At 45.3% G+C, this 21,122-nt stretch carries 16 protein-coding genes and 1 tRNA gene; 13 read left to right on the forward strand and 4 right to left on the reverse strand.

The window, feature by feature from the left end; all coding sequences use genetic code 11:
• Positions 1 to 236: 236 nt before the first annotated feature.
• Positions 237 to 1,418 carry an acetyl-CoA C-acetyltransferase gene (locus tag A1SC_RS10500; protein ID WP_000656046.1) on the reverse strand — a complete coding sequence of 394 codons (1,182 nt, stop codon included), beginning with the start codon at positions 1,416 to 1,418 and terminating at the stop codon, positions 237 to 239.
• Between the two features lie 255 nt (positions 1,419 to 1,673).
• Between A1SC_RS10500 and A1SC_RS10495 the strand changes: the two genes are divergently transcribed.
• The 5 genes from A1SC_RS10495 to A1SC_RS10480 all read left to right on the forward strand — a co-directional run bounded on the left by A1SC_RS10495 (position 1,674) and on the right by A1SC_RS10480 (position 7,694).
• Positions 1,674 to 2,903 (forward strand): amino acid permease, encoded by a 1,230-nt coding sequence (locus A1SC_RS10495; RefSeq protein WP_000036848.1) that lies wholly within the window; start codon positions 1,674 to 1,676, stop codon positions 2,901 to 2,903.
• 458 nt (positions 2,904 to 3,361) lie between these two features.
• The gene (locus tag A1SC_RS10490; protein WP_001517001.1) at positions 3,362 to 3,994 is read left to right on the forward strand and encodes a helix-turn-helix transcriptional regulator; all 633 of its coding nucleotides are present in this window, start codon (positions 3,362 to 3,364) and stop codon (positions 3,992 to 3,994) included.
• A 344-nt stretch (positions 3,995 to 4,338) separates the two neighbouring features.
• Positions 4,339 to 5,154, forward strand: a complete 816-nt coding sequence (locus A1SC_RS0122010; RefSeq protein WP_024214627.1) for a winged helix-turn-helix domain-containing protein — start codon at positions 4,339 to 4,341, stop codon at positions 5,152 to 5,154.
• Positions 5,141 to 5,623, forward strand: coding sequence for a hypothetical protein (locus A1SC_RS10485; protein WP_016262497.1), 483 nt, complete (start codon positions 5,141 to 5,143; stop codon positions 5,621 to 5,623). Before A1SC_RS0122010 ends, A1SC_RS10485 begins: the two co-directional genes overlap by 14 nt.
• 664 nt (positions 5,624 to 6,287) lie before the next feature.
• Positions 6,288 to 7,694, forward strand: a complete 1,407-nt coding sequence (locus A1SC_RS10480; RefSeq protein ID WP_016262499.1) for a winged helix-turn-helix domain-containing protein — start codon at positions 6,288 to 6,290, stop codon at positions 7,692 to 7,694.
• A 39-nt stretch (positions 7,695 to 7,733) separates the two neighbouring features.
• Here the strand turns inward: A1SC_RS10480 and A1SC_RS10475 are convergent.
• Both A1SC_RS10475 and actS read right to left on the reverse strand, forming a co-directional pair.
• Positions 7,734 to 7,807, reverse strand: a tRNA-Gly gene (locus tag A1SC_RS10475).
• A gap of 78 nt (positions 7,808 to 7,885) precedes the next feature.
• On the reverse strand, positions 7,886 to 8,641 hold the full coding sequence (gene actS, locus A1SC_RS10470; protein WP_001517011.1) for an amidase activator ActS: 756 nt from the start codon (positions 8,639 to 8,641) through the stop codon (positions 7,886 to 7,888).
• A 388-nt stretch (positions 8,642 to 9,029) separates the two neighbouring features.
• Between actS and xdhA the strand changes: the two genes are divergently transcribed.
• Genes xdhA through xdhC form a run of 3 tightly spaced genes read left to right on the forward strand, consistent with a single transcriptional unit; the run spans position 9,030 to position 12,692 of the window.
• Positions 9,030 to 11,327, forward strand: a complete 2,298-nt coding sequence (gene xdhA, locus A1SC_RS10465) for a xanthine dehydrogenase molybdenum-binding subunit XdhA (RefSeq protein WP_000388122.1) — start codon at positions 9,030 to 9,032, stop codon at positions 11,325 to 11,327.
• Positions 11,328 to 11,337: 10 nt separating this feature from the next.
• Positions 11,338 to 12,216 (forward strand): xanthine dehydrogenase FAD-binding subunit XdhB, encoded by an 879-nt coding sequence (gene xdhB / locus A1SC_RS10460; protein ID WP_001517012.1) that lies wholly within the window; start codon positions 11,338 to 11,340, stop codon positions 12,214 to 12,216.
• Positions 12,213 to 12,692 (forward strand): xanthine dehydrogenase iron sulfur-binding subunit XdhC, encoded by a 480-nt coding sequence (gene xdhC, locus A1SC_RS10455; RefSeq protein WP_001016641.1) that lies wholly within the window; start codon positions 12,213 to 12,215, stop codon positions 12,690 to 12,692. The genes xdhB and xdhC overlap by 4 nt, the downstream gene beginning before the upstream one ends.
• A 39-nt stretch (positions 12,693 to 12,731) precedes the next feature.
• Here xdhC and A1SC_RS10450 read toward each other — a convergent pair whose 3' ends face one another.
• Complete coding sequence (locus tag A1SC_RS10450; RefSeq protein ID WP_001517013.1) at positions 12,732 to 14,510, reverse strand: sigma-54 interaction domain-containing protein; 1,779 nt, start codon at positions 14,508 to 14,510, stop codon at positions 12,732 to 12,734.
• A gap of 478 nt (positions 14,511 to 14,988) precedes the next feature.
• Between A1SC_RS10450 and ygeW the strand changes: the two genes are divergently transcribed.
• From ygeW to arcC, 5 genes are read left to right on the forward strand one after another with little or no spacing between them, the layout of a single operon-like run.
• Positions 14,989 to 16,176, forward strand: a complete 1,188-nt coding sequence (ygeW, locus tag A1SC_RS10445) for a knotted carbamoyltransferase YgeW (RefSeq protein ID WP_001360948.1) — start codon at positions 14,989 to 14,991, stop codon at positions 16,174 to 16,176.
• Between the two features lie 57 nt (positions 16,177 to 16,233).
• Positions 16,234 to 17,430: a diaminopropionate ammonia-lyase gene (gene dpaL, locus A1SC_RS10440; RefSeq protein WP_000110506.1), complete on the forward strand. Its 1,197-nt coding sequence runs from the start codon at positions 16,234 to 16,236 to the stop codon at positions 17,428 to 17,430.
• Positions 17,431 to 17,488: 58 nt separating this feature from the next.
• Positions 17,489 to 18,700, forward strand: a complete 1,212-nt coding sequence (locus A1SC_RS10435; RefSeq protein ID WP_001107131.1) for a YgeY family selenium metabolism-linked hydrolase — start codon at positions 17,489 to 17,491, stop codon at positions 18,698 to 18,700.
• Between the two features lie 52 nt (positions 18,701 to 18,752).
• Positions 18,753 to 20,138 carry a D-phenylhydantoinase gene (gene hyuA, locus A1SC_RS10430; RefSeq protein ID WP_016262500.1) on the forward strand — a complete coding sequence of 462 codons (1,386 nt, stop codon included), beginning with the start codon at positions 18,753 to 18,755 and terminating at the stop codon, positions 20,136 to 20,138.
• Between the two features lie 47 nt (positions 20,139 to 20,185).
• A complete protein-coding gene (gene arcC / locus A1SC_RS10425) occupies positions 20,186 to 21,118 on the forward strand; it encodes a carbamate kinase (protein WP_000037989.1) in 933 nt (310 codons plus the stop codon).
• The last annotated feature ends 4 nt before the right edge of the window (positions 21,119 to 21,122 follow it).

Here is a 21,122-nt window from a genome sequence, read left to right on the forward strand (position 1 = left end):
CGTTTCGTTTTCTCTTTAAAGGGATGATATGCCCATGGGATATGGTTTTCAATTAAAAATAAAACATTGTTTCATTTTCCGGAAAAGGATTGAAAAAAGTGTAGTACCGATCACGAATCAGCCAGGTAGAAGGAGAAAAGTCAGGTTTTATATGAAATGTGCATAGCGGTGCCAGCCATCATCATAAAGCAGATTGATGGCGGCAGATGTTTAACGGATAAGGAAGAAATACAGATCTAATCGTCACGCTCAATAGTTAATGCCACCCCCTGACCACCACCAATGCAGAGTGTAGCCAATCCTTTACGAGCGTTGCGTTTCACCATTTCATGAACCAAAGAAACTAAAATGCGGCACCCGGAGGCACCAATCGGGTGGCCCAACGCAATCGCGCCCCCATTGACATTGACCCGGCGTTCATCCCACTCGAGCATCTTGCCAACAGAAAGCGCCTGCGCGGCAAATGCTTCATTAGCCTCAATAAGATCGATATCGGCCAGTTGCCAGCCAACACGCTCCAGGCAACGGCGGGTTGCATACACCGGGGCAATGCCCATCAGTGCAGGATCGACACCAACGCTGGCAAAGGCGCGAATACGTGCGAGCACGGGTAAATTCAACGCTCGCGCTTTGGCTTCGCTCATCATCATTACCGCAGCAGCACCATCATTGATGGATGAGGCATTTCCCGCAGTAACAGAGCCGTGGCTATCAAATGACGGATTTAAACTGGCTAGCCCTTCTGCACTGGCATCAGTACGCGGCTGTTCATCGGTATCAACGATCAATAACTGCCCGTTGCTTTGCGTTCTGACCGGGACGATCTCATCTTTGAATCGTCCGGCGTCAATGGCCGCCCGCGCTTTTTGCTGCGAACTAAGTGCGTAGGCATCTTGTAACTGGCGGCTGATACCATATTCGCGCGCCAGATTTTCGGCGGTGACACCAATATGGTAATCATTGAATGCATCCCACAAGCCGTCATGCACCAGGCTATCAACCAATTGGCTATCGCCAAGCTGTGCTCCGGTGCGGCTATCAGTCAAAACATGCGGCGCGCGACTCATATTTTCCTGGCCACCGGCAATAACAATATCAGCCTCACCACACTGGATCGCCTGAGTGGCGAGATGCAAAGCTTTTAGTCCGGAACCACAAACATCATTAATGGTAATTGCCGAAACGCTGTTGGGAAGACCACCTTTAATCGCTGATTGCCGTGCTGGATTCTGCCCTGCCCCGGCGGTCAGAACCTGTCCCAGAATCACCTCATCTACCGCATGTGCTGCAACACCAGTGCGATCTAATAATGCTTTCACGACCAGGCTGCCTAATTCCACGGCGGAATGGCCTGCCAATGCTCCACGAAAGCAACCGATAGGTGTTCGTAACGCCCCGACAATCACAACGTCTTTCATCACAACCTCGCACCAATTAACCGCGTAATAGTAAATGATTGTTAACAACAATTATCTTAAATGTTTAAAAATAGTGATTTTTATCACAAAGGAAATTCGTCGGAATGAGGGATGGAGATACCAGGCTGGCACGCAAGGTTTGCATCTACTAACACACCAATCCACGGTTGATATAGCGTTAATCTCCCATGTCTGGCCTGGTTTATGGTAAATTGCCCTCCATTTTGTTTAATTTGTAGATGATACGTTCAAATAATGTCTAAGATTTGGTCAAAAGAAGAAACTCTCTGGAGCTTCGCACTCTACGGCACTGCCGTTGGCGCAGGCACACTCTTCCTTCCTATTCAGTTAGGTTCAGCGGGAGCGGTGGTCCTGTTTATTACTGCACTGGTCGCCTGGCCTTTAACATATTGGCCACATAAGGCCTTGTGCCAGTTCATCCTTTCTTCAAAAACATCAGCAGGCGAAGGGATCACTGGCGCGGTAACTCACTACTATGGCAAGAAGATTGGTAATCTGATTACCACTCTGTACTTCATTGCTTTTTTTGTCGTCGTGTTGATATATGCAGTGGCAATCACCAACTCACTCACTGAACAACTGGCGAAGCATATGGCCATTGATCTACGCATCCGTATGCTGGTGAGTCTTGGTGTTGTGTTGATCCTGAATCTCATTTTTCTGATGGGACGCCATGCCACAATTCGGGTAATGGGATTTTTGGTTTTCCCGCTGATTGCCTACTTTTTATTTCTTTCCATCTACCTGGTCGGTAGCTGGCAGCCTTCTTTATTAACAACCCAGGTAGAGTTCAATCAGAATACCCTTCACCAGATATGGATATCGATTCCCGTGATGGTTTTCGCCTTTAGCCATACACCGATTATTTCTACGTTTGCCATCGACAGACGTGAAAAATACGGCGAACACGCTATGGATAAATGCAAAAAAATTATGAAGGTCGCTTATCTCATCATCTGCGTGAGCGTGCTATTCTTTGTCTTTAGCTGCCTGTTATCAATTCCACCTTCATATATTGAAACGGCAAAAGAGGAAGGCGTCACCATTTTATCGGCACTGTCTATGTTGCCAAATGCCCCTGCATGGTTGTCAATTTCTGGGATTATTGTCGCGGTAGTTGCAATGTCTAAATCATTTTTAGGCACCTACTTTGGCGTTATTGAAGGTGCGACGGAATTAGTCAAAACAACGTTACAGCAGGTAGGGGTTAAAAAAAGCCGTGCATTTAACCGCGCACTGTCAATTATGTTGGTATCACTGATTACTTTCATCGTCTGCTGTATCAACCCTAACGCAATTTCGATGATCTACGCAATCAGCGGTCCGCTCATTGCCATGATTCTTTTTATCATGCCTACACTGTCTACGTACCTCATCCCTGCGCTTAAACCCTGGCGTTCCATCGGAAATCTAATTACGTTGATCGTGGGTATTTTGTGCGTTTCGGTAATGTTCTTTAGTTAATCTCTGAGGTGAATGGTTCAAAATAGTCATAATTTTGAACCATTCCAATTCTTACAATGCCTGCCCACCATTAATCCTCCCTCTGACTATTCATAGCATAAACAAGCATTATCAAGCTGTTATCATCAGTAAAAATCTGAACATCTTAAATAAGACTATTTAAGATGCTTCACTTAGATTTACAAGATATCTTCTGGTTATTCGAAAACAATTTGCAGTATAGATATTCCTAATGCATTAGGTAGTTATCTGATTTGCAATAAAATCAATATGGTTAACCAAGTGAAATCAAACCATATTTAAAACTTAACGACGTATTCTTAAATAGTTTATTGAGAATAATATCAAATACAGATTAAACGCAAATTTCTATTAAAAGCTTATTAAATCAGAGTGTATTGACATCATCAATAACCAATGAAATTATGCGATTATCTATGAATAGGGAGGTTATTAACATGAGACTTTGTAGTAGATATAAAAGTCTTACATGCAATAGTTGCTCAATGCATTGTCAAATAATGCCAGAAAAGTCACCACGTTTGCAGTATTGTGCAAACGCATGCTTTTGTATGTGGCCCGAAGATAGTTCGTATTTTAATCGTGGTGTGGTTGAAGGCATATTAAGTAAAAACCATAACGCACGATTAAGCGGATACATTTTTGTAGATTTTTCAGTAAGTTTTTTACGTCTTTTTTTAGATAAAGACTGGATTGACTATCTTACGAGTACTGATATGGGAATTGTATTGGTAAGCGACAGGAATATGCAATCTCTTGCTAATTACTGGAGAAAACATAACCCAGCAATATCAGCCATTATATATAATGATGATGGACTGGATGTTGCTAACGAAAAGATCAGACAGTTGTTTATCGGTCGTTATCTGTCGTTTACCAGAGGCAATACGTTAACTCAAATGGAGTTCACCATAATGGGGCATATGGTCTCTGGCTATAATCCATATCAGATTGCAGAAACACTCAACATGGATATCCGTAGCATCTACGCCTACAAGCAAAGAATTGAAAAAAGGATGGGTGGTAAAATTAACGAATTGTTTATACGCTCAAACTCAGTTCAGCATTGAAACGTAACTATCAATAATCATAATTATTGTATATACGGGCATTTATAAAGATGCCCGTATTTTATATCACGCACTTTTAACGCCATTTGTTAAATATTTAGTTTAATCATGTAAGTTTTGTGTGTTATCTCAAAAGATGAAGAGACATCATGAGAGAAAAATCATAAAAACGTCGTTACAACTGTTAAATTTGTTAATATATATAGAATTTTAAGTTACATTAACATATTGCAATCATGATTATCGGAATGAATATAAAATTAATATATATTTATTAGATAAATACTAATATACTTATCAAACTATTTAATTTCAATTTTCTTGATGCCGTATTTTATTGACGTATGTACTGGATTATTAACAATAATATTGAGTTCTGGCCGGAACACAGGAAATTAATTTCGGTACATGACGCCGAGCTGAACGTCGTTCTGACAACGCCAGCAAGCAGGTGTTTATCGTTGTTATTTGAAGCTTTTCCAGATGTGGTCGCCCAACAAGATTTTTTCTCCAGAGTCTGGGAAGAAGAAGGTATGCGTGTACCGGTCAACACGTTATACCAAAACATATCGATTATCAGACGCGGATTTCGTGCGGTTGGTGAGACTACGCATTCGCTTATTGCAACCGTGCCGAGAAAAGGGTTCAAGATCAATAATGATATAAACATAGGAAGTCATACCCTCCCCCCTTCAGTAGATGTTCAAAAGAACAATTCTCCTCACAGCCTGAACGTTACAGATGAGCTTAGAGACATAAATGTTGCTCCAGATAATCATGTCAGGAACATACTCTGGCGCTCTAAATTTTATTTACCAATGTTAAGTGCGTTTGGTGTAGGTTTGCTTACCGCATTTTTACTATGGAATAATAGTCAACCCAGATCATTTTTCAAAGATTACAGAACTGTTGCACAAATAAATGGTTGTCATTTTAATGTTGCAGAAGATAGCATCGATGGTTTGAAAGATTTCGATAAATATAAGAACCGTATATTAGGGTCAGGAATTGACTGTAAAAAATATCCGTGGCTATATTTTTCACTCTCCAGGTCGTCTCCGGGTTTGATTGTTATGGCATGCAAAAAAAACTACAGTAATAACGAAGTTGCCGGCTGTTTAACTCTGTCTTATCGTGAGGTTAATCGTGACTCGCTGTAAAAAAGTCCTGCTTATTGTTTTATGCTTTATCAGTGGGTTTATTTTATTCATTGCCTATCATTATTCTAAAGAACAAATCTCATATAATGAAAAATGTACGGCTAATTGGGTGATTTTTAATGACCAGGGGCAAGCCAATCTTACTCTTGATTTTATGTATAATAAAAACCAAAAGACTGGAACAGTTGCACTGAGTGGCACATGGAAACAAAACACAAAGGTTTATAAAGCAATTCGACGAGATATTGAATATACATGGAGTGAAAATTATAATACTTTGCATCTCATCTCCAACAAAATAAACAAATTTGATATTATTGATCAAGTTGAGGATGATAAACTTGCACTACTCCTTCCTGATTTTTATGTCTTTTCAGGAAAAATAATAAGCTATAATATACAAAAACAACGTAATCATGGATTTCTTTTTAATATTAGTAATAGAGCAATTATGTACTGTGCAAGATAATATAATATCACTATAGAAACAAAAATGTTAAAAATAACCATTTGAATATTATTGGTACTGAAACACGCCATAATTTTTCGAACTTTATAATTCTGTACATCTAAACTCTTATACATAACTCCCTCGCGCTATAAAAACACCAATAGTACATCCCTCCCCCGCATGACAATTACTTTACATAATATTTTTGTCAGAAAACATCAAAAACACTCTTTGGCGAAGATGCTACATTATAAAAACAGATGATTTAACGGTGCAAAAAGCAAGCGCATATGATTATCTTAAACTATTATATCAAAAACAATAGTTAGCTAATGAATAGAAGTGTTACTCATATTGTTTCTACAAACAGATTGTATCTCGACATATAGATTACCTTTTAGTATTTTATCTTTCTTAAATGAAATTAATGCTCAGTTAAGAAATGAAACACCCACTTTTTATCTATGTATTTCAATTAGTTATACACATACATGATTAACATGCATTACTTAAGAATATTTCAGATTACATTCAAAGCAATTCTGGATAAATTAATGCCAACAGTCATGGGAATTTTGTATATACAAAGTCATATACAGTTTAATGAAATATATATGAGTATCAGTCATATCTATTACTCATGCAGGACGCAAATAGCCATAAAATTCACAGAGGTTAGCTAATGGATTTAGAAATTAAATTTTCATATCATTTCCCTGATGGGATAATACTGACAGAAGATGGTATTCTTACTAAAGGGAATGAGCAATCTTACATTCCCCCCAAAGAGCTAGGTGTATTATTTGTATTGCTTGAATCTGCTGGCAATGTTGTATCAAAAGATATGATCATCGAATCCGTGTGGAAAAATGTAATTATAAGTGATGAGTCCCTTACACGTTGTATATATTCATTAAGATGTATTTTTGAACAAGTTGGTTATACCCGTTGTATAGAAACCATATATAGAAAAGGTTACCGATTCAGTGGACAAGTATTCAAAATAAAAGGAAATCAATATAATGAAGCAGGAAGCACTATTGCTTTATTCCCATTTACAACGTCTCACAGCCACCAGGATCCATTAACACTTAATCAAGAGCTTATACAGTTCATTTCAAATAAAAAAAACGATAACCTATATATATACCCAATGGCTGCAACCCAGTATTGTATAGATAATAAATCCCAAACAGCTTTTCTGGCCAGATTCAAACCAGATTATTTTATAACAGGAAGGATTAACCAACATGACACATCAAACAGCTTATATGTTGAGGTGATCGATGCAAAAAGTTTTTATCTTGTTGCCAGCACTCATCTTCAGGCTGATGATATACAAAAAATATCACAATTTATAATAAGTAACTTGTATATGGTCACGAAGGATCCTGAAACTGCACCAGGATTGATTAGCCAAAACGAATCATCTAATGAGCATGTTTTATCCAAAGAAATGTCTGCTGGGAAAAATGCACTAAATGAGTTCACACCAGAAAGCATTGTCAAAGCAATAACTATATTTGAAAACCTGATAAAAAAATACAATACTCAGTTACTAATAAATGAATGCTATTGTCTGTTAGCTGAATGCCATATGTCTCTGGCTCTTCATGGTATATATGAACATAAACATGCTACTCAAAAGGCATTAGAATTTATAGATAAGGTATCAGATAAAGCTATTTTTGATGGTAAGATATTAGGAATTATGGGGTTGATAACTGGTCTTTCTGGACAAGCAACAACATCACGTATTTTTTTTGATCATGCACAAATAAAAATATTAGATGTCGCTTCCCTATACTACTATAAGTCACTGGTAAACATATATAATGAAAGAATTGAGGATGCAATCTCTTGTATAGAACAATCACTGTTACTTGAACCAAAAACACATAAAACTGCGATAATAAAAAAATCCATTGATGCATATGTCTCTACAATGCAGAATAAAAAAAGCGTACTCTCTTATCACGGCACTGAGAAAGAACACCATTTAGCTATTATTAACAACATCCAAAAACTAAGGCAATTGACAAATTATAACAATACTATCGATTTTAATAATCAATATGCGGTAGCTTGATGTGTTATAAAGAAATAATATATGAGGGCGTAAAAAAACTGGAGCGGGCGAAGGGAATCGAACCCTCGTATAGAGCTTGGGAAGCTCTCGTTCTACCATTGAACTACGCCCGCTTTGAGATGCGTAAGGCATTATAAACCTTACGCTCTTCTTAGCAAGTGTCTTGCTACTGACTGCTGATTAATTCACCATCAACACTTTGGTTTGCTGCCCTGTGGCGGCAAGTAGCGCAAAGGATCAATTGCTGTAGCACGGTAACGAATCTGGAAATGTAACCGCACGGATTCTGCATCAGTACTACCCATCGTCGCTATCTTTTGCCCAGCCTTAACGCTTTGCCCATTGTTTACCAGCATCGTGTCGTTATGAGCGTAGGCTGTGATGTAATCTTCACTGTGTTTAATCATGATGAGATTACCGTAGCCGCGTAATTGGTTACCGACATACACCACCTTACCGGCACCGGCTGCGTATATTGGCGTCCCGCGCGCTGCAGCAATATCAATCCCTTTATTGCCGCCATCTGCCATTGAGTAAGGCATGATAACTTTTCCACTCGTTGGCCATAACCAGCAACGTTGTCCAACAGGTGGCCATGAAGATTTCGGAACCACTGGCGGCGGCGTTACTGACGCTGTTTTCGTCGTTGATTTGGCGGTATATTTCCGCGAACTGCGGTTGCTTTTTGCCCCACCAAGTTTCAACTTTTGGCCTACTTCGATGGTATAGGGGGGAGAAATGCCGTTGAGCCGGGCAAGTTCTTTTACGCTTGTTCCCGTGGTGCGTGAAATACGATAAAGCGTATCCCCCCGTTTCACGGTGTAAACGGAGCCGGAATACGTTCCTGTGTCTGATGATTTGCTACCCGAACAGCCAGCCAGAAGCAGTCCAGCCGATAACAGCATCACGATACCCAGCATTTTTTTATTCGGGCGTCCTGCGCTCAAAATCTTTCCTCGCTCAAAAAACAAGACGCTATATCATAGCAGTCACCTGTCAGATACCCAATCCATTGCTCGGAAAATGGATGTACAAATCAAGAATTGTTAATGAATCTATTAGGATAGGATAACCACCATTAGTACATCATAACGAAAAAGAAAGCATCCTGACTGCCTCCTAATATTCATTTATCACAATGATTTTTATCACACTCATATTGATACACAGCCCTCTCTTGCTTTGCTGATAAAAACCACATCATCCCTGGCGTTTTATTAACAACATCACACTTCCCTCCTCCCCTCATGCTTATAGTCGTTTCTGGCGTAATTCTTGCCTTCAAAGACTAAATCATTGCCATAAGAACCAAATGTTCAAATCAAGGGGATTTCTATGGAAGCGCGGGAAGCAACCGCTACAGGTGAATCATGTATGCGCGTAGATGCCATTGCTAAGGTTACCGGGCGGGCACGATATACTGACGATTATGTTATGGCGGGCATGTGTTACGCGAAATATGTACGTAGTCCTATCGCACATGGTTATGCCGTAAGTATTAATGATGAACAAGCCAGAAGTCTGCCTGGCGTACTGGCTATTTTTACCTGGGAAGATGTACCGGATATCCCATTCGCCACGGCAGGGCATGCCTGGACACTTGACGAAAATAAACGCGATACCGCCGATCGCGCACTGTTAACTCGCCATGTTCGCCATCATGGTGATGCCGTTGCCATCGTCGTGGCCCGAGATGAACTCACAGCAGAAAAAGCAGCGCAATTAGTCAGTATTGAGTGGCAAGAATTACCCGTTATCACCACACCAGAAGCGGCACTTGCAGAAGACGCCGCTAAAATTCACAGCCGCGGTAATTTGCTTAAGCAAAGCACGATGTCTACGGGCAATGTCCAGCAAACAATCGATGCCGCCGATTACCAGGTGCAGGGACACTATCAGACTCCCGTCATTCAACATTGCCACATGGAAAGTGTGACATCGCTGGCGTGGATGGAGGATGACGCGCGAATTACCATCGTCTCCAGTACGCAGATCCCGCACATTGTTCGCCGCGTTGTCGGTCAGGCGTTGGATATTCCCTGGTCATGCGTGCGGGTAATCAAACCGTTTGTCGGTGGAGGTTTTGGTAATAAACAAGATGTGCTGGAGGAGCCAATGGCGGCATTCCTGACCAGCAAGCTCGGCGGTATTCCGGTGAAAGTTTCCCTTAGTCGTGAAGAGTGTTTCCTGGCGACCCGTACCCGCCACGCTTTTACCATTGACGGGAAAATGGGGGTTAACCACGATGGTACGCTGAAAGGCTATAGTCTGGATGTTCTGTCCAACACGGGTGCTTATGCCTCTCACGGCCATTCCATTGCTTCCGCAGGTGGTAACAAAGTCGCGTATCTTTATCCTCGTTGCGCCTACGCTTACAGCTCAAAGACCTGCTATACCAATCTACCCTCGGCTGGCGCAATGCGTGGTTATGGCGCACCGCAAGTCGTTTTTGCCGTCGAATCAATGCTGGATGACGCCGCTACCGCGTTAGATCTTGACCCGGTAGAAATTCGTTTACGTAATGCCGCCCGTGAAGGCGATGCAAATCCACTCACTGGAAAACGCATTTACAGTGCCGGATTACCTGAGTGTCTGGAAAAAGGGCGGGAAATCTTTGAATGGGAAAAACGACGTGCAGAGTGCCAGAACCTGCAAGGCAATTTGCGCCGCGGCGTTGGCGTTGCCTGTTTTAGCTACACCTCTAACACCTGGCCTGTTGGTGTAGAAATCGCGGGCGCACGCTTGTTGATGAATCAGGATGGAACTATCAACGTGCAAAGCGGCGCTACGGAAATCGGTCAGGGTGCCGACACTGTGTTCTCGCAAATGGTGGCTGAAACCGTGGGTGTTCCGGTCAGCGATGTCCGCGTGATTTCGACACAAGATACCGATATTACGCCATTCGATCCAGGTGCGTTTGCTTCACGCCAGAGCTATGTTGCCGCGCCTGCGTTACGCAGTGCTGCATTGCTATTGAAAGAGAAAATCATCGCTCATGCCGCTGTAATGCTACATCAGTCAGCGATGAATCTGACACTGATAAAAGGCCATATCGCGCTGGTTAAAAGGCCGGAAGAGCCATTGCTGTCGTTAAAAGATCTGGCGATGGATGCTTTTTATCATCCTGAGCGCGGCGGGCAACTTTCTGCTGAAAGCTCGATCAAAACCACCACTAACCCACCGGCATTTGGCTGTACTTTTGTTGATCTGACGGTTGATATTGCGCTGTGTAAAGTGACCATCAATCGCATCCTCAACGTCCATGATTCGGGCCATATTCTTAACCCGCTGCTGGCTGAAGGTCAGGTACACGGCGGAATGGGAATGGGCATTGGCTGGGCGTTATTTGAAGAGATGATTATCGATGCGAAAAGTGGTGTGGTACGTAACCCCAATCTGCTGGATTACAAAATGCCGACCATGCCGGATCTGCCACAACTGGAAAGCGCGTTTGTCGAAATCAATGAACCACAATCCGCATACGGACATAAGTCACTGGGTGAGCCGCCAATAATTCCTGTCGCCGCTGCGATTCGTAACGCGGTGAAAATGGCTACCGGTGTTGCAATCAATACCCTGCCGCTGACGCCAAAACGGTTATACGAAGAGTTCCATCTGGCAGGATTGATTTGAGGATAACATCATGTTTGATTTTGCATCTTACCATCGCGCAACCACCCTTGCCGATGCCATCAACCTGCTGACTCACAATCCGCAGGCCAAACTGCTCGCCGGTGGCACTGACGTGCTGATTCAGCTCCACCATCACAATGACCGTTACCGTCATATTGTTGATATCCACAATCTGGCAGAGCTTCGGGGGATTACGCTGGCGGAAGATGGCGCGCTACGAATCGGTTCCGCGACGACCTTTACCCAGTTAATTGAAAATCTATTAACCCAGCGTCATCTCCCGGCGTTATGTGCTGCGGCTTCGTCAATTGCCGGGCCGCAGATCCGTAACGTCGCGACCTACGGTGGAAATATTTGCAACGGTGCCACCAGCGCAGACTCAGCCACGCCAACACTGATATATGACGCGAAGTTGGAGATCCACTCCCCGCGCGGTGTTCGCTTCGTCCCGATTAACGGCTTTCATACCGGGCCGGGCAAGGTTTCCCTTGAGCATGATGAAATCCTTGTCGCATTTCATTTCCCACCGCAACCGAAAGAACATGCAGGTAGCGCGCATTTTAAATATGCCATGCGCGACGCGATGGATATTTCAACCATCGGTTGCGCTGCTCATTGCCGCCTGGACAACGGCAATTTCAGTGAATTACGCCTGGCATTTGGTGTTGCCGCACCAACGCCGATTCGCTGCCAACATGCTGAACAGGCTGCACAAAACGCGCCATTAACTCAGCAAACGCTGGAAGCTATTAGCGAATCAGTCCTACAGGATGTCGCCCCGCGTTCTTCCTGGCGTGCAAGTAAAGAGTTTCGTCTGCATCTCATCCAGACGATGACCAAAAAAGTCATTAGCGAAGCCGTCGCCGCGGCGGGGGGAACATTGCAATGAATCACAGCAAAAGTATTACCATTGAATGTGTCATTAACGGTATGCCTTTTCAGCTTCACGCCGCACCAGGAATGCCACTTTCGGAGATGCTCCGCGAACAAGGACTGCTTAGTGTCAAGCAAGGTTGCTGCGTTGGCGAATGCGGTGCCTGTACAGTACTGGTTGACGGAACGGCAATCGACAGTTGTTTATACCTGGCCGCATGGGCTGAAGGAAAAGAGATCCGCACGCTGGAAGGCGAAGCAAAAGGTGGCAAACTTTCTCATGTTCAACAGGCTTATGCGAAATCCGGCGCAGTGCAGTGTGGCTTTTGTACGCCAGGGTTGATTATGGCCACCACGGCAATGCTGGCGAAACCACGAGAGAAACCATTAACCATTACGGAGATTCGTCGTGGCCTGGCGGGAAATCTCTGTCGCTGCACCGGTTATCAGATGATTGTGAATACAGTACTGGACTGCGAAGAAACGAAGTAAAACGAAATCCGGCCTGAATTCAGGCCGGATTTACCGTGGTTACACGCTTAACAACTCATATTTTTTAATCTTACGATAGAGGGTAGCAATGCCGATACCCAGTTCATCAGCGACTTGCTTCTTGCTGTTATGACGTGAAAGCGCCTCGCGTATCATCTGTTTTTCCATCTCCTCCAGCGCCGTGCCGCCAGTATCATCAAGTGCCAAATGTGCCTCGCAAGCTTCTGGCATCTCACTTTGCTCCATCGCACCGTTATTTACCAGATTGGGTGGCAAAAGCGTGCTGTCAATGACTTCACCAGAAGGAACAACGTTGACCAGATATTCCATCAGATTGCTTAACTCTCGCAGGTTCCCTGGCCAATAATGCTTACGCAGTAACTCCACAACATCTGGAGCAATACCTGGGTAAACCGATCCCAAACGACGGGTATGTAGATGTAAAAAGTAATGCACCAGCAGTTCAATATCTTCCTGACGTTCACGCAGCGGTGGCAAAGTTAAAGGAATGACATTGAGTCGGTAGAAGAGATCTTCGCGAAATTTACCTTCGGCAATGAACTGGGCTAAATTCTGGTTGGTTGCAGAAATGATGCGGATGTCGACCTGTATTGGACTACTGGCACCAATCGGCAGGATTTCACGCGCCTCAATAGCTCGCAGTAATTTAGCCTGCAACATCAATGGCATATCGCCAATTTCATCAAGAAACAACGTGCCTGTATTCGCCGCCTGAATCAACCCTATTTTGCCGTTGGCTGAAGCGCCAGTAAATGCGCCTTTAACATAACCGAACAGCTCACTCTCCAGAAGCTGCTCCGGAATCGCCGCACAGTTGATAGCAATAAATGGTTTGTTCCGCCGTCCACTCAGCTTATGGATTGCGCGAGCCACCACTTCTTTCCCGGTGCCACTTTCACCAACGACCATAACACTGGATGGGCTAGGCGCAATGCGGCTAATGAGTCGTTTTAATTGCCGCATAACCCGGCATTCGCCAACTAATTGTTCAATATGCGGTTCATCAGAGGCATTCGCCACGGAAAAACTGGTATGAGATTGGTGAAATGCCATTAAAAATAACTGTCGGCCCTGTATGTTATGCAACTGACCAATTATCAATTCACTTTTATCATCCCACGAAACGATATGCTGCATATGGCCATGAGTAAAATTACTCTCAAATGTTAATGGCCTGAAACGAACAGGTTTCCCAACCATATTATTTTGAGCAACACCGAGAGTTTTTAATGCAGTCTGGTTAACAAACTGAACACGATTGTCTTCATCAATAACTAATACTCCCTGATCCATATTATCAATCATGGTAGCGAATATTTTACTTATATTATCTCCTGGCCCCTGATCTTCCAGAAGCTTTGAAACAAAAATAGTCGATATATGGCGAACGTAATCTGAAAATTCGCGTAAATTATCACTGATATGTTCTTGTTGCTCATGAGTAACAGCAATCAAACTTATTACCCCGACACAGCGTTCCTGTAGAATAACAGGCGTGCCCAGAAATGCCTTTTCACGACAACTCTCTTTACTGTCGCAACCTTCACAAAGGGGATCGAAGCGAGATTGTGTCACAACCTTTTCGGTTTTGGTTTCGAGGACATAGCGGAGCAAGCGCGAGTTGCCACTCAACTGGCGACCAAGAAATTTCCCATATGCGCCAGTTCCAGCGACGCGGCACAAGTTTTCATCAACGATCTCAACCTCAAGCTGCAAAACGCTGGCTAGCATTCTGGCAAAACGCTGAATTGTTGGTTGAATTTGCATCAATACTGACTGCGTAGAAACAAGCTCCATAGCTTTACCTTCCAGAATCACTTAAAAGTCGATCATTGAAGACGTTGATGGTTCACAGGTCATGACGATATTAACTCAGACAAATATAGCTTTGCTAAAAACATAGGATTTTTATCATTTTCTAATGAAATTATGGAAGTGATATCACATTTCTATATCAATATGAGAATTACGGGAGTGCATTTATCAAACTGACGACGATTTACCTGCCTCTTTATCTTATTTCTGATGCTTAGCAGCAAATAAATAACTGCATAAAAAAAGCCAATCGTTTCCGTATATTTTGATGTTCCATAGCACATCAATAATTTGTGATCAAACCCACACATTATTCGTTAAATTAGCATTTCATAACCATGCAGATAATTCTGGCATGTTTATTGTTAGTTCCTGGTATAGCTGTGAAAACACCAATCACATTGGCATGTCACAGTGAAATAAACCACTTTGCCTGTCATTCCACTATCGGGACTTTATGATGAAAACTGTTAATGAGCTGATTAAGGATATCAATTCGCTGACCTCTCACCTTCACGAGAAAGATTTTTTGTTAACGTGGGAACAGACGCCAGATGAACTGAAACAAGTACTGGACGTTGCCGCAGCGTTAAAAGCACTGCGTGCTGAAAACATCTCGACCAAAGTCTTTAATAGTGGATTAGGTATTTCCGTATTCCGCGACAACTCTACCCGCACCCGTTTTTCTTATGCTTCCGCGCTTAATCTGCTCGGCCTGGCGCAGCAAGATCTTGATGAAGGTAAATCACAAATTGCGCACGGCGAAACCGTTCGTGAAACGGCCAATATGATCTCCTTCTGTGCCGATGCTATCGGTATTCGTGACGATATGTATCTGGGGGCAGGCAACGCCTATATGCGTGAAGTGGGAGCCGCGCTTGACGACGGCTACAAACAGGGCGTACTGCCGCAGCGTCCGGCTTTAGTTAACCTGCAATGCGATATCGACCACCCGACTCAGTCTATGGCCGACCTGGCATGGTTACGTGAACACTTTGGTTCACTGGAAAACCTGAAAGGTAAAAAAATCGCCATGACCTGGGCGTATTCCCCAAGCTACGGTAAACCGCTCTCTGTACCGCAAGGCATTATCGGCCTGATGACTCGCTTCGGTATGGATGTCACCCTGGCTCATCCGGAAGGCTATGACCTGATTCCGGATGTCGTTGAAGTGGCTAAAAACAACGCTAAAGCATCCGGCGGTAGCTTCCGTCAGGTCACCAGCATGGAAGAAGCATTCAAAGACGCAGACATCGTTTATCCGAAGTCATGGGCACCTTATAAAGTAATGGAAGAGCGAACTGAACTGCTGCGCGCGAACGATCACGAAGGCTTAAAAGCACTGGAAAAACAGTGCCTGGCACAGAACGCGCAACATAAAGACTGGCATTGCACTGAAGAGATGATGGAACTCACCCGCGACGGTGAAGCCCTGTATATGCACTGTCTGCCAGCCGATATTAGCGGCGTATCCTGCAAAGAAGGTGAAGTCACGGAAGGCGTATTCGAAAAATACCGTATCGCTACCTACAAAGAAGCCAGTTGGAAACCCTATATCATCGCCGCGATGATCCTTTCCCGTAAATATTCCAAACCTGGTGCACTGCTCGAACAACTGCTGAAAGAAGCGCAAGAACGCGTGAAATAACCCCTCGAGCCGATCGGCAGGTCGGCTCTCTATTTCCAGAGGCCAAAAGGATAGGATATGTCCGTTTTCTCATTGAAGGTTGATATCGTCGATAACAAATTTTTCAACGGCGAAACATCACCGCTCTTTTCGCAAAACCAGGCAAAACTGGCGCGCCAGTTTCACCAGAAAATTGCTGGCTATCGCCCAACACCGCTTTGTGCGCTGGACGATCTCGCAACTCTTTTTGGTGTAAAGAAAATTCTCGTTAAGGACGAATCAAAACGCTTCGGTCTGAACGCCTTCAAAATGCTCGGCGGTGCGTACGCTATCGCTCAGTTACTGTGCGAAAAATATCATCTGGATATCGAAACACTGTCATTTGAGCATCTGAAAAATGCCATTGGCGAAAAGATGACCTTCGCCACCACCACCGACGGCAACCACGGGCGCGGTGTTGCCTGGGCTGCTCAACAACTCGGTCAAAACGCGGTGATTTACATGCCGAAAGGTTCTGCTCAGGAGCGTGTAGACGCCATTCTGAACCTCGGCGCCGAGTGCATCGTCACCGACATGAATTATGACGATACCGTCCGCCTGACTATGCAACACGCTCAGCAACACGGCTGGGAAGTCGTACAAGATACCGCCTGGGAAGGCTATACCAAAATCCCAACCTGGATCATGCAGGGCTACGCCACATTAGCGGATGAGGCTGTTGAGCAAATGCGTGAAATGGGCGTTACGCCAACTCACGTCCTGCTGCAGGCTGGCGTCGGCGCAATGGCCGGCGGCGTGCTGGGATATCTGGTGGATGTCTATAGTCCTCAAAATCTGCACAGCATCATTGTTGAACCTGACAAAGCTGACTGTATTTATCGCTCTGGCGTCAAAGGCGACATCGTTAACGTTGGCGGCGATATGGCCACCATCATGGCGGGCCTGGCCTGCGGCGAACCGAATCCGCTGGGTTGGGAAATCTTACGTAACTGTGCCACCCAATTCATCTCCTGCCAGGACAGCGTTGCCGCATTAGGTATGCGCGTGCTGGGTAATCCCTACGGCAACGATCCGCGCATCATCTCCGGTGAATCTGGCGCTGTCGGTTTAGGCGTTCTTGCGGCTGTTCATTATCACCCGCAACGTCAAAGTCTGATGGAAAAACTGGCGCTGAACAAAGATGCCGTGGTGCTGGTTATCAGCACTGAAGGCGACACTGACGTGAAGCACTACCGCGAAGTTGTCTGGGAAGGCAAACACTCTGTAGCACCATAATCCCCCTATTGGAAATAGCTCCCCGCCAAACGGGGAGTCAAAAATCTGGAGAAAAATAATGGCTAAGAATATTCCATTCAAACTGATTCTTGAAAAAGCAAAAGATTACCAGGCAGACATGACCCGCTTCCTGCGCGATATGGTTGCGATTCCCAGCGAAAGTTGCGATGAAAAACGCGTAGTGCATCGTATTAAAGAAGAGATGGAAAAAGTAGGTTTCGATAAAGTTGAAATCGACCCGATGGGCAACGTTCTCGGTTATATCGGCCACGGCCCGCGTCTGGTTGCAATGGATGCTCACATCGACACCGTCGGTATTGGCAACATCAAAAACTGGGAATTCGACCCGTACGAAGGTATGGAAACTGATGAACTGATCGGCGGTCGCGGTACTTCTGACCAGGAAGGCGGCATGGCGTCTATGGTTTATGCCGGTAAAATCATCAAAGATCTGGGGCTGGAAGATGAATACACCCTGCTGGTAACGGGGACAGTGCAGGAAGAAGACTGCGACGGTCTGTGCTGGCAGTACATTATTGAACAATCCGGTATTCGTCCGGAATTTGTGGTCAGTACTGAACCGACCGACTGCCAGGTCTACCGTGGTCAGCGCGGTCGTATGGAAATCCGTGTTGATGTTCAGGGTGTTAGCTGCCACGGTTCTGCACCAGAACGCGGAGATAACGCCATTTTCAAAATGGGCCCAATTCTTGGCGAATTACAAGAACTGTCCCAACGTCTGGGCTATGACGAATTTCTCGGTAAAGGTACGCTGACCGTTTCCGAAATCTTCTTTACCTCCCCAAGTCGTTGCGCTGTCGCAGACAGTTGCGCAGTTTCTATTGACCGTCGTCTGACCTGGGGCGAAACATGGGAAGGTGCACTGGATGAAATCCGCGCGCTGCCTGCGGTACAGAAAGCCAACGCAGTCGTTTCTATGTACAACTACGACCGTCCGTCCTGGACTGGTCTGGTTTACCCAACCGAATGCTACTTCCCGACCTGGAAAGTAGAAGAAGATCACTTCACCGTTAAAGCGCTGGTGAATGCCTACGAAGGGCTGTTCGGCAAAGCACCGGTCGTTGATAAGTGGACATTCTCAACTAACGGCGTCTCCATCATGGGCCGTCACGGTATTCCGGTTATCGGCTTTGGCCCCGGTAAAGAACCTGAAGCGCACGCGCCAAACGAAAAAACCTGGAAATCTCACCTGGTAACCTGTGCCGCTATGTATGCGGCAATCCCATTAAGCTGGCTGGCAACCGAATAATTATTCATCACTTATTCCCCTCCGGTTCGCCGGAGGGTTTCTGGAGTTTGCTATGCGTGTATTGATCAAAAACGGCACTGTTGTTAACGCTGATGGGCAAGCAAAGCAGGATTTGCTGATTGAAAGCGGGATTGTTCGCCAGTTAGGTAACGATATTTCGCCGCAGCTCCCTTATGAAGAAATTGATGCCACTGGCTGTTACGTTTTCCCAGGCGGCGTGGATGTCCATACGCATTTTAATATTGATGTCGGCATTGCGCGCAGTTGTGATGATTTTTTTACCGGCACCCGCGCGGCTGCGTGTGGCGGTACAACAACCATTATTGACCATATGGGATTTGGCCCAAACGGCTGCCGGTTACGCCATCAACTGGAAGTTTATCGTGGTTATGCCGCCCATAAAGCGGTCATCGACTACAGCTTTCACGGTGTTATCCAGCATATCAATCACGCTATCCTCGATGAAATTCCGATGATGGTCGAAGAAGGGCTGACTAGTTTTAAACTCTATTTAACCTATCAATACAAACTCAACGATGACGAAGTGTTACAGGCGTTACGCCGTTTGCATGAGTCCGGCGCGCTAACCACCGTACACCCGGAAAATGATGCTGCTATCGCCAGTAAGCGGGCGGAGTTTATCGCTGCCGGGCTAACCGCGCCGCGCTATCACGCATTGAGTCGACCGCTGGAGTGCGAAGCGGAAGCCATCGCCCGAATGATCAACCTGGCAAAACTTGCCGGTAACGTACCGCTCTATATCGTCCACCTGTCTAACGGCTTAGGCCTGGATTATCTGCGCCTTGCCCGCGCGAACCGCCAGCCTGTCTGGGTTGAAACTTGTCCGCAATATCTTCTGCTCGACGAACGTAGTTATGACGCAGAAGACGGCATGAAATTTATTCTTAGCCCACCGCTGCGCAACGTTCGCGAGCAGGACAAGCTGTGGTGCGGCATCAGCGATGGTGCGATTGACGTGGTGGCGACCGATCACTGCACCTTCTCAATGGCCCAGCGCCAGCAGATTTCCAAAGGTGATTTCAGCCGTTGCCCAAATGGCCTTCCCGGTGTGGAGAATCGTATGCAGTTGCTGTTCTCCAGCGGCGTAATGACCGGACGTATCACACCGGAGCGTTTTGTTGAATTAACCAGTGCAATGCCCGCCAGACTGTTTGGCCTGTGGCCACAAAAAGGAACATTAGCGCCCGGTTCAGATGGTGACGTAGTGATTATAGATCCACATCAGAGCCAGCAAATTCAGCATTGCCATCTCCACGACAATGCTGACTACTCGCCCTGGGAGGGCTTTACCTGCCAGGGTGCAATTGTCAGAACCCTATCCCGTGGTGAAACGATTTTCTGTGACGGCACCTTTACAGGCAAAGCCGGACGGGGACGTTTCCTGCGACGCAAACCGTTTGTCCCTCCCGTGTTCTAACCACTGCCAGGGATCTATACACAATCAAGAATGATGAGTGAGGAAAAATGAGTAAGAAAATTGTTCTCGCCCTGGGCGGGAATGCGCTGGGCGATGATCTGGCCGGACAAATGAAAGCGGTAAAAATTACGTCTCAGGCAATTGTTGATTTAATTGCCCAGGGGCATGAAGTTATCGTCACTCATGGTAATGGGCCACAGGTGGGCATGATTAACCAGGCATTCGAAGCTGCCGCAAAAACGGAAGCGCATTCGCCTATGCTGCCGATGTCTGTCTGTGTCGCCTTAAGCCAGGGATATATTGGTTACGATCTGCAAAACGCCTTACGGGAAGAACTGCTTTCTCGTGGCATTAATAAACCCGTTGCAACGCTGGTTACCCAAGTTGAAGTCGACGCTAACGATCCGGCATTCCTCAATCCGACCAAACCGATCGGCTCATTCTTTACCGAGCAGGAAGCAGAACAACTGACAAAACAGGGTTACACCCTGAAAGAAGATGCGGGTCGTGGCTATCGTCGTGTCGTCGCTTCGCCAAAACCAGTTGATATTATTGAAAAAGAGACGGTAAAAGCTCTGGTAGATGCCGGCCAGGTCGTAATCACCGTTGGCGGTGGCGGTATTCCGGTGATTCGTGAAGGTAACCATCTGCGCGGTGCCAGCGCGGTTATCGATAAAGACTGGGCCAGCGCCCGTTTAGCAGAAATGATCGATGCCGATATGCTGATCATTCTTACTGCGGTAGAGAAAGTAGCAATTAATTTTGGTAAAGAGAATGAACAGTGGCTCGACCGCCTGTCATTGGCCGATGCAGAACGCTTTATTGATGAGGGGCATTTTGCTAAAGGTTCGATGCTGCCGAAAGTGGAAGCCGCCGCGTCATTTGCTCGCTCTCGCGCAGGCCGCGAAGCGCTGATTACCGTGTTAAGCAAAGCGAAAGAAGGGATTGAAGGTAAAACCGGAACGGTGATTTGCCAGTAAGTTA

It is taken from the genome of Escherichia sp. KTE52 (genome assembly GCF_000408325.1).
Taxonomy (GTDB): domain Bacteria; phylum Pseudomonadota; class Gammaproteobacteria; order Enterobacterales; family Enterobacteriaceae; genus Escherichia; species Escherichia marmotae.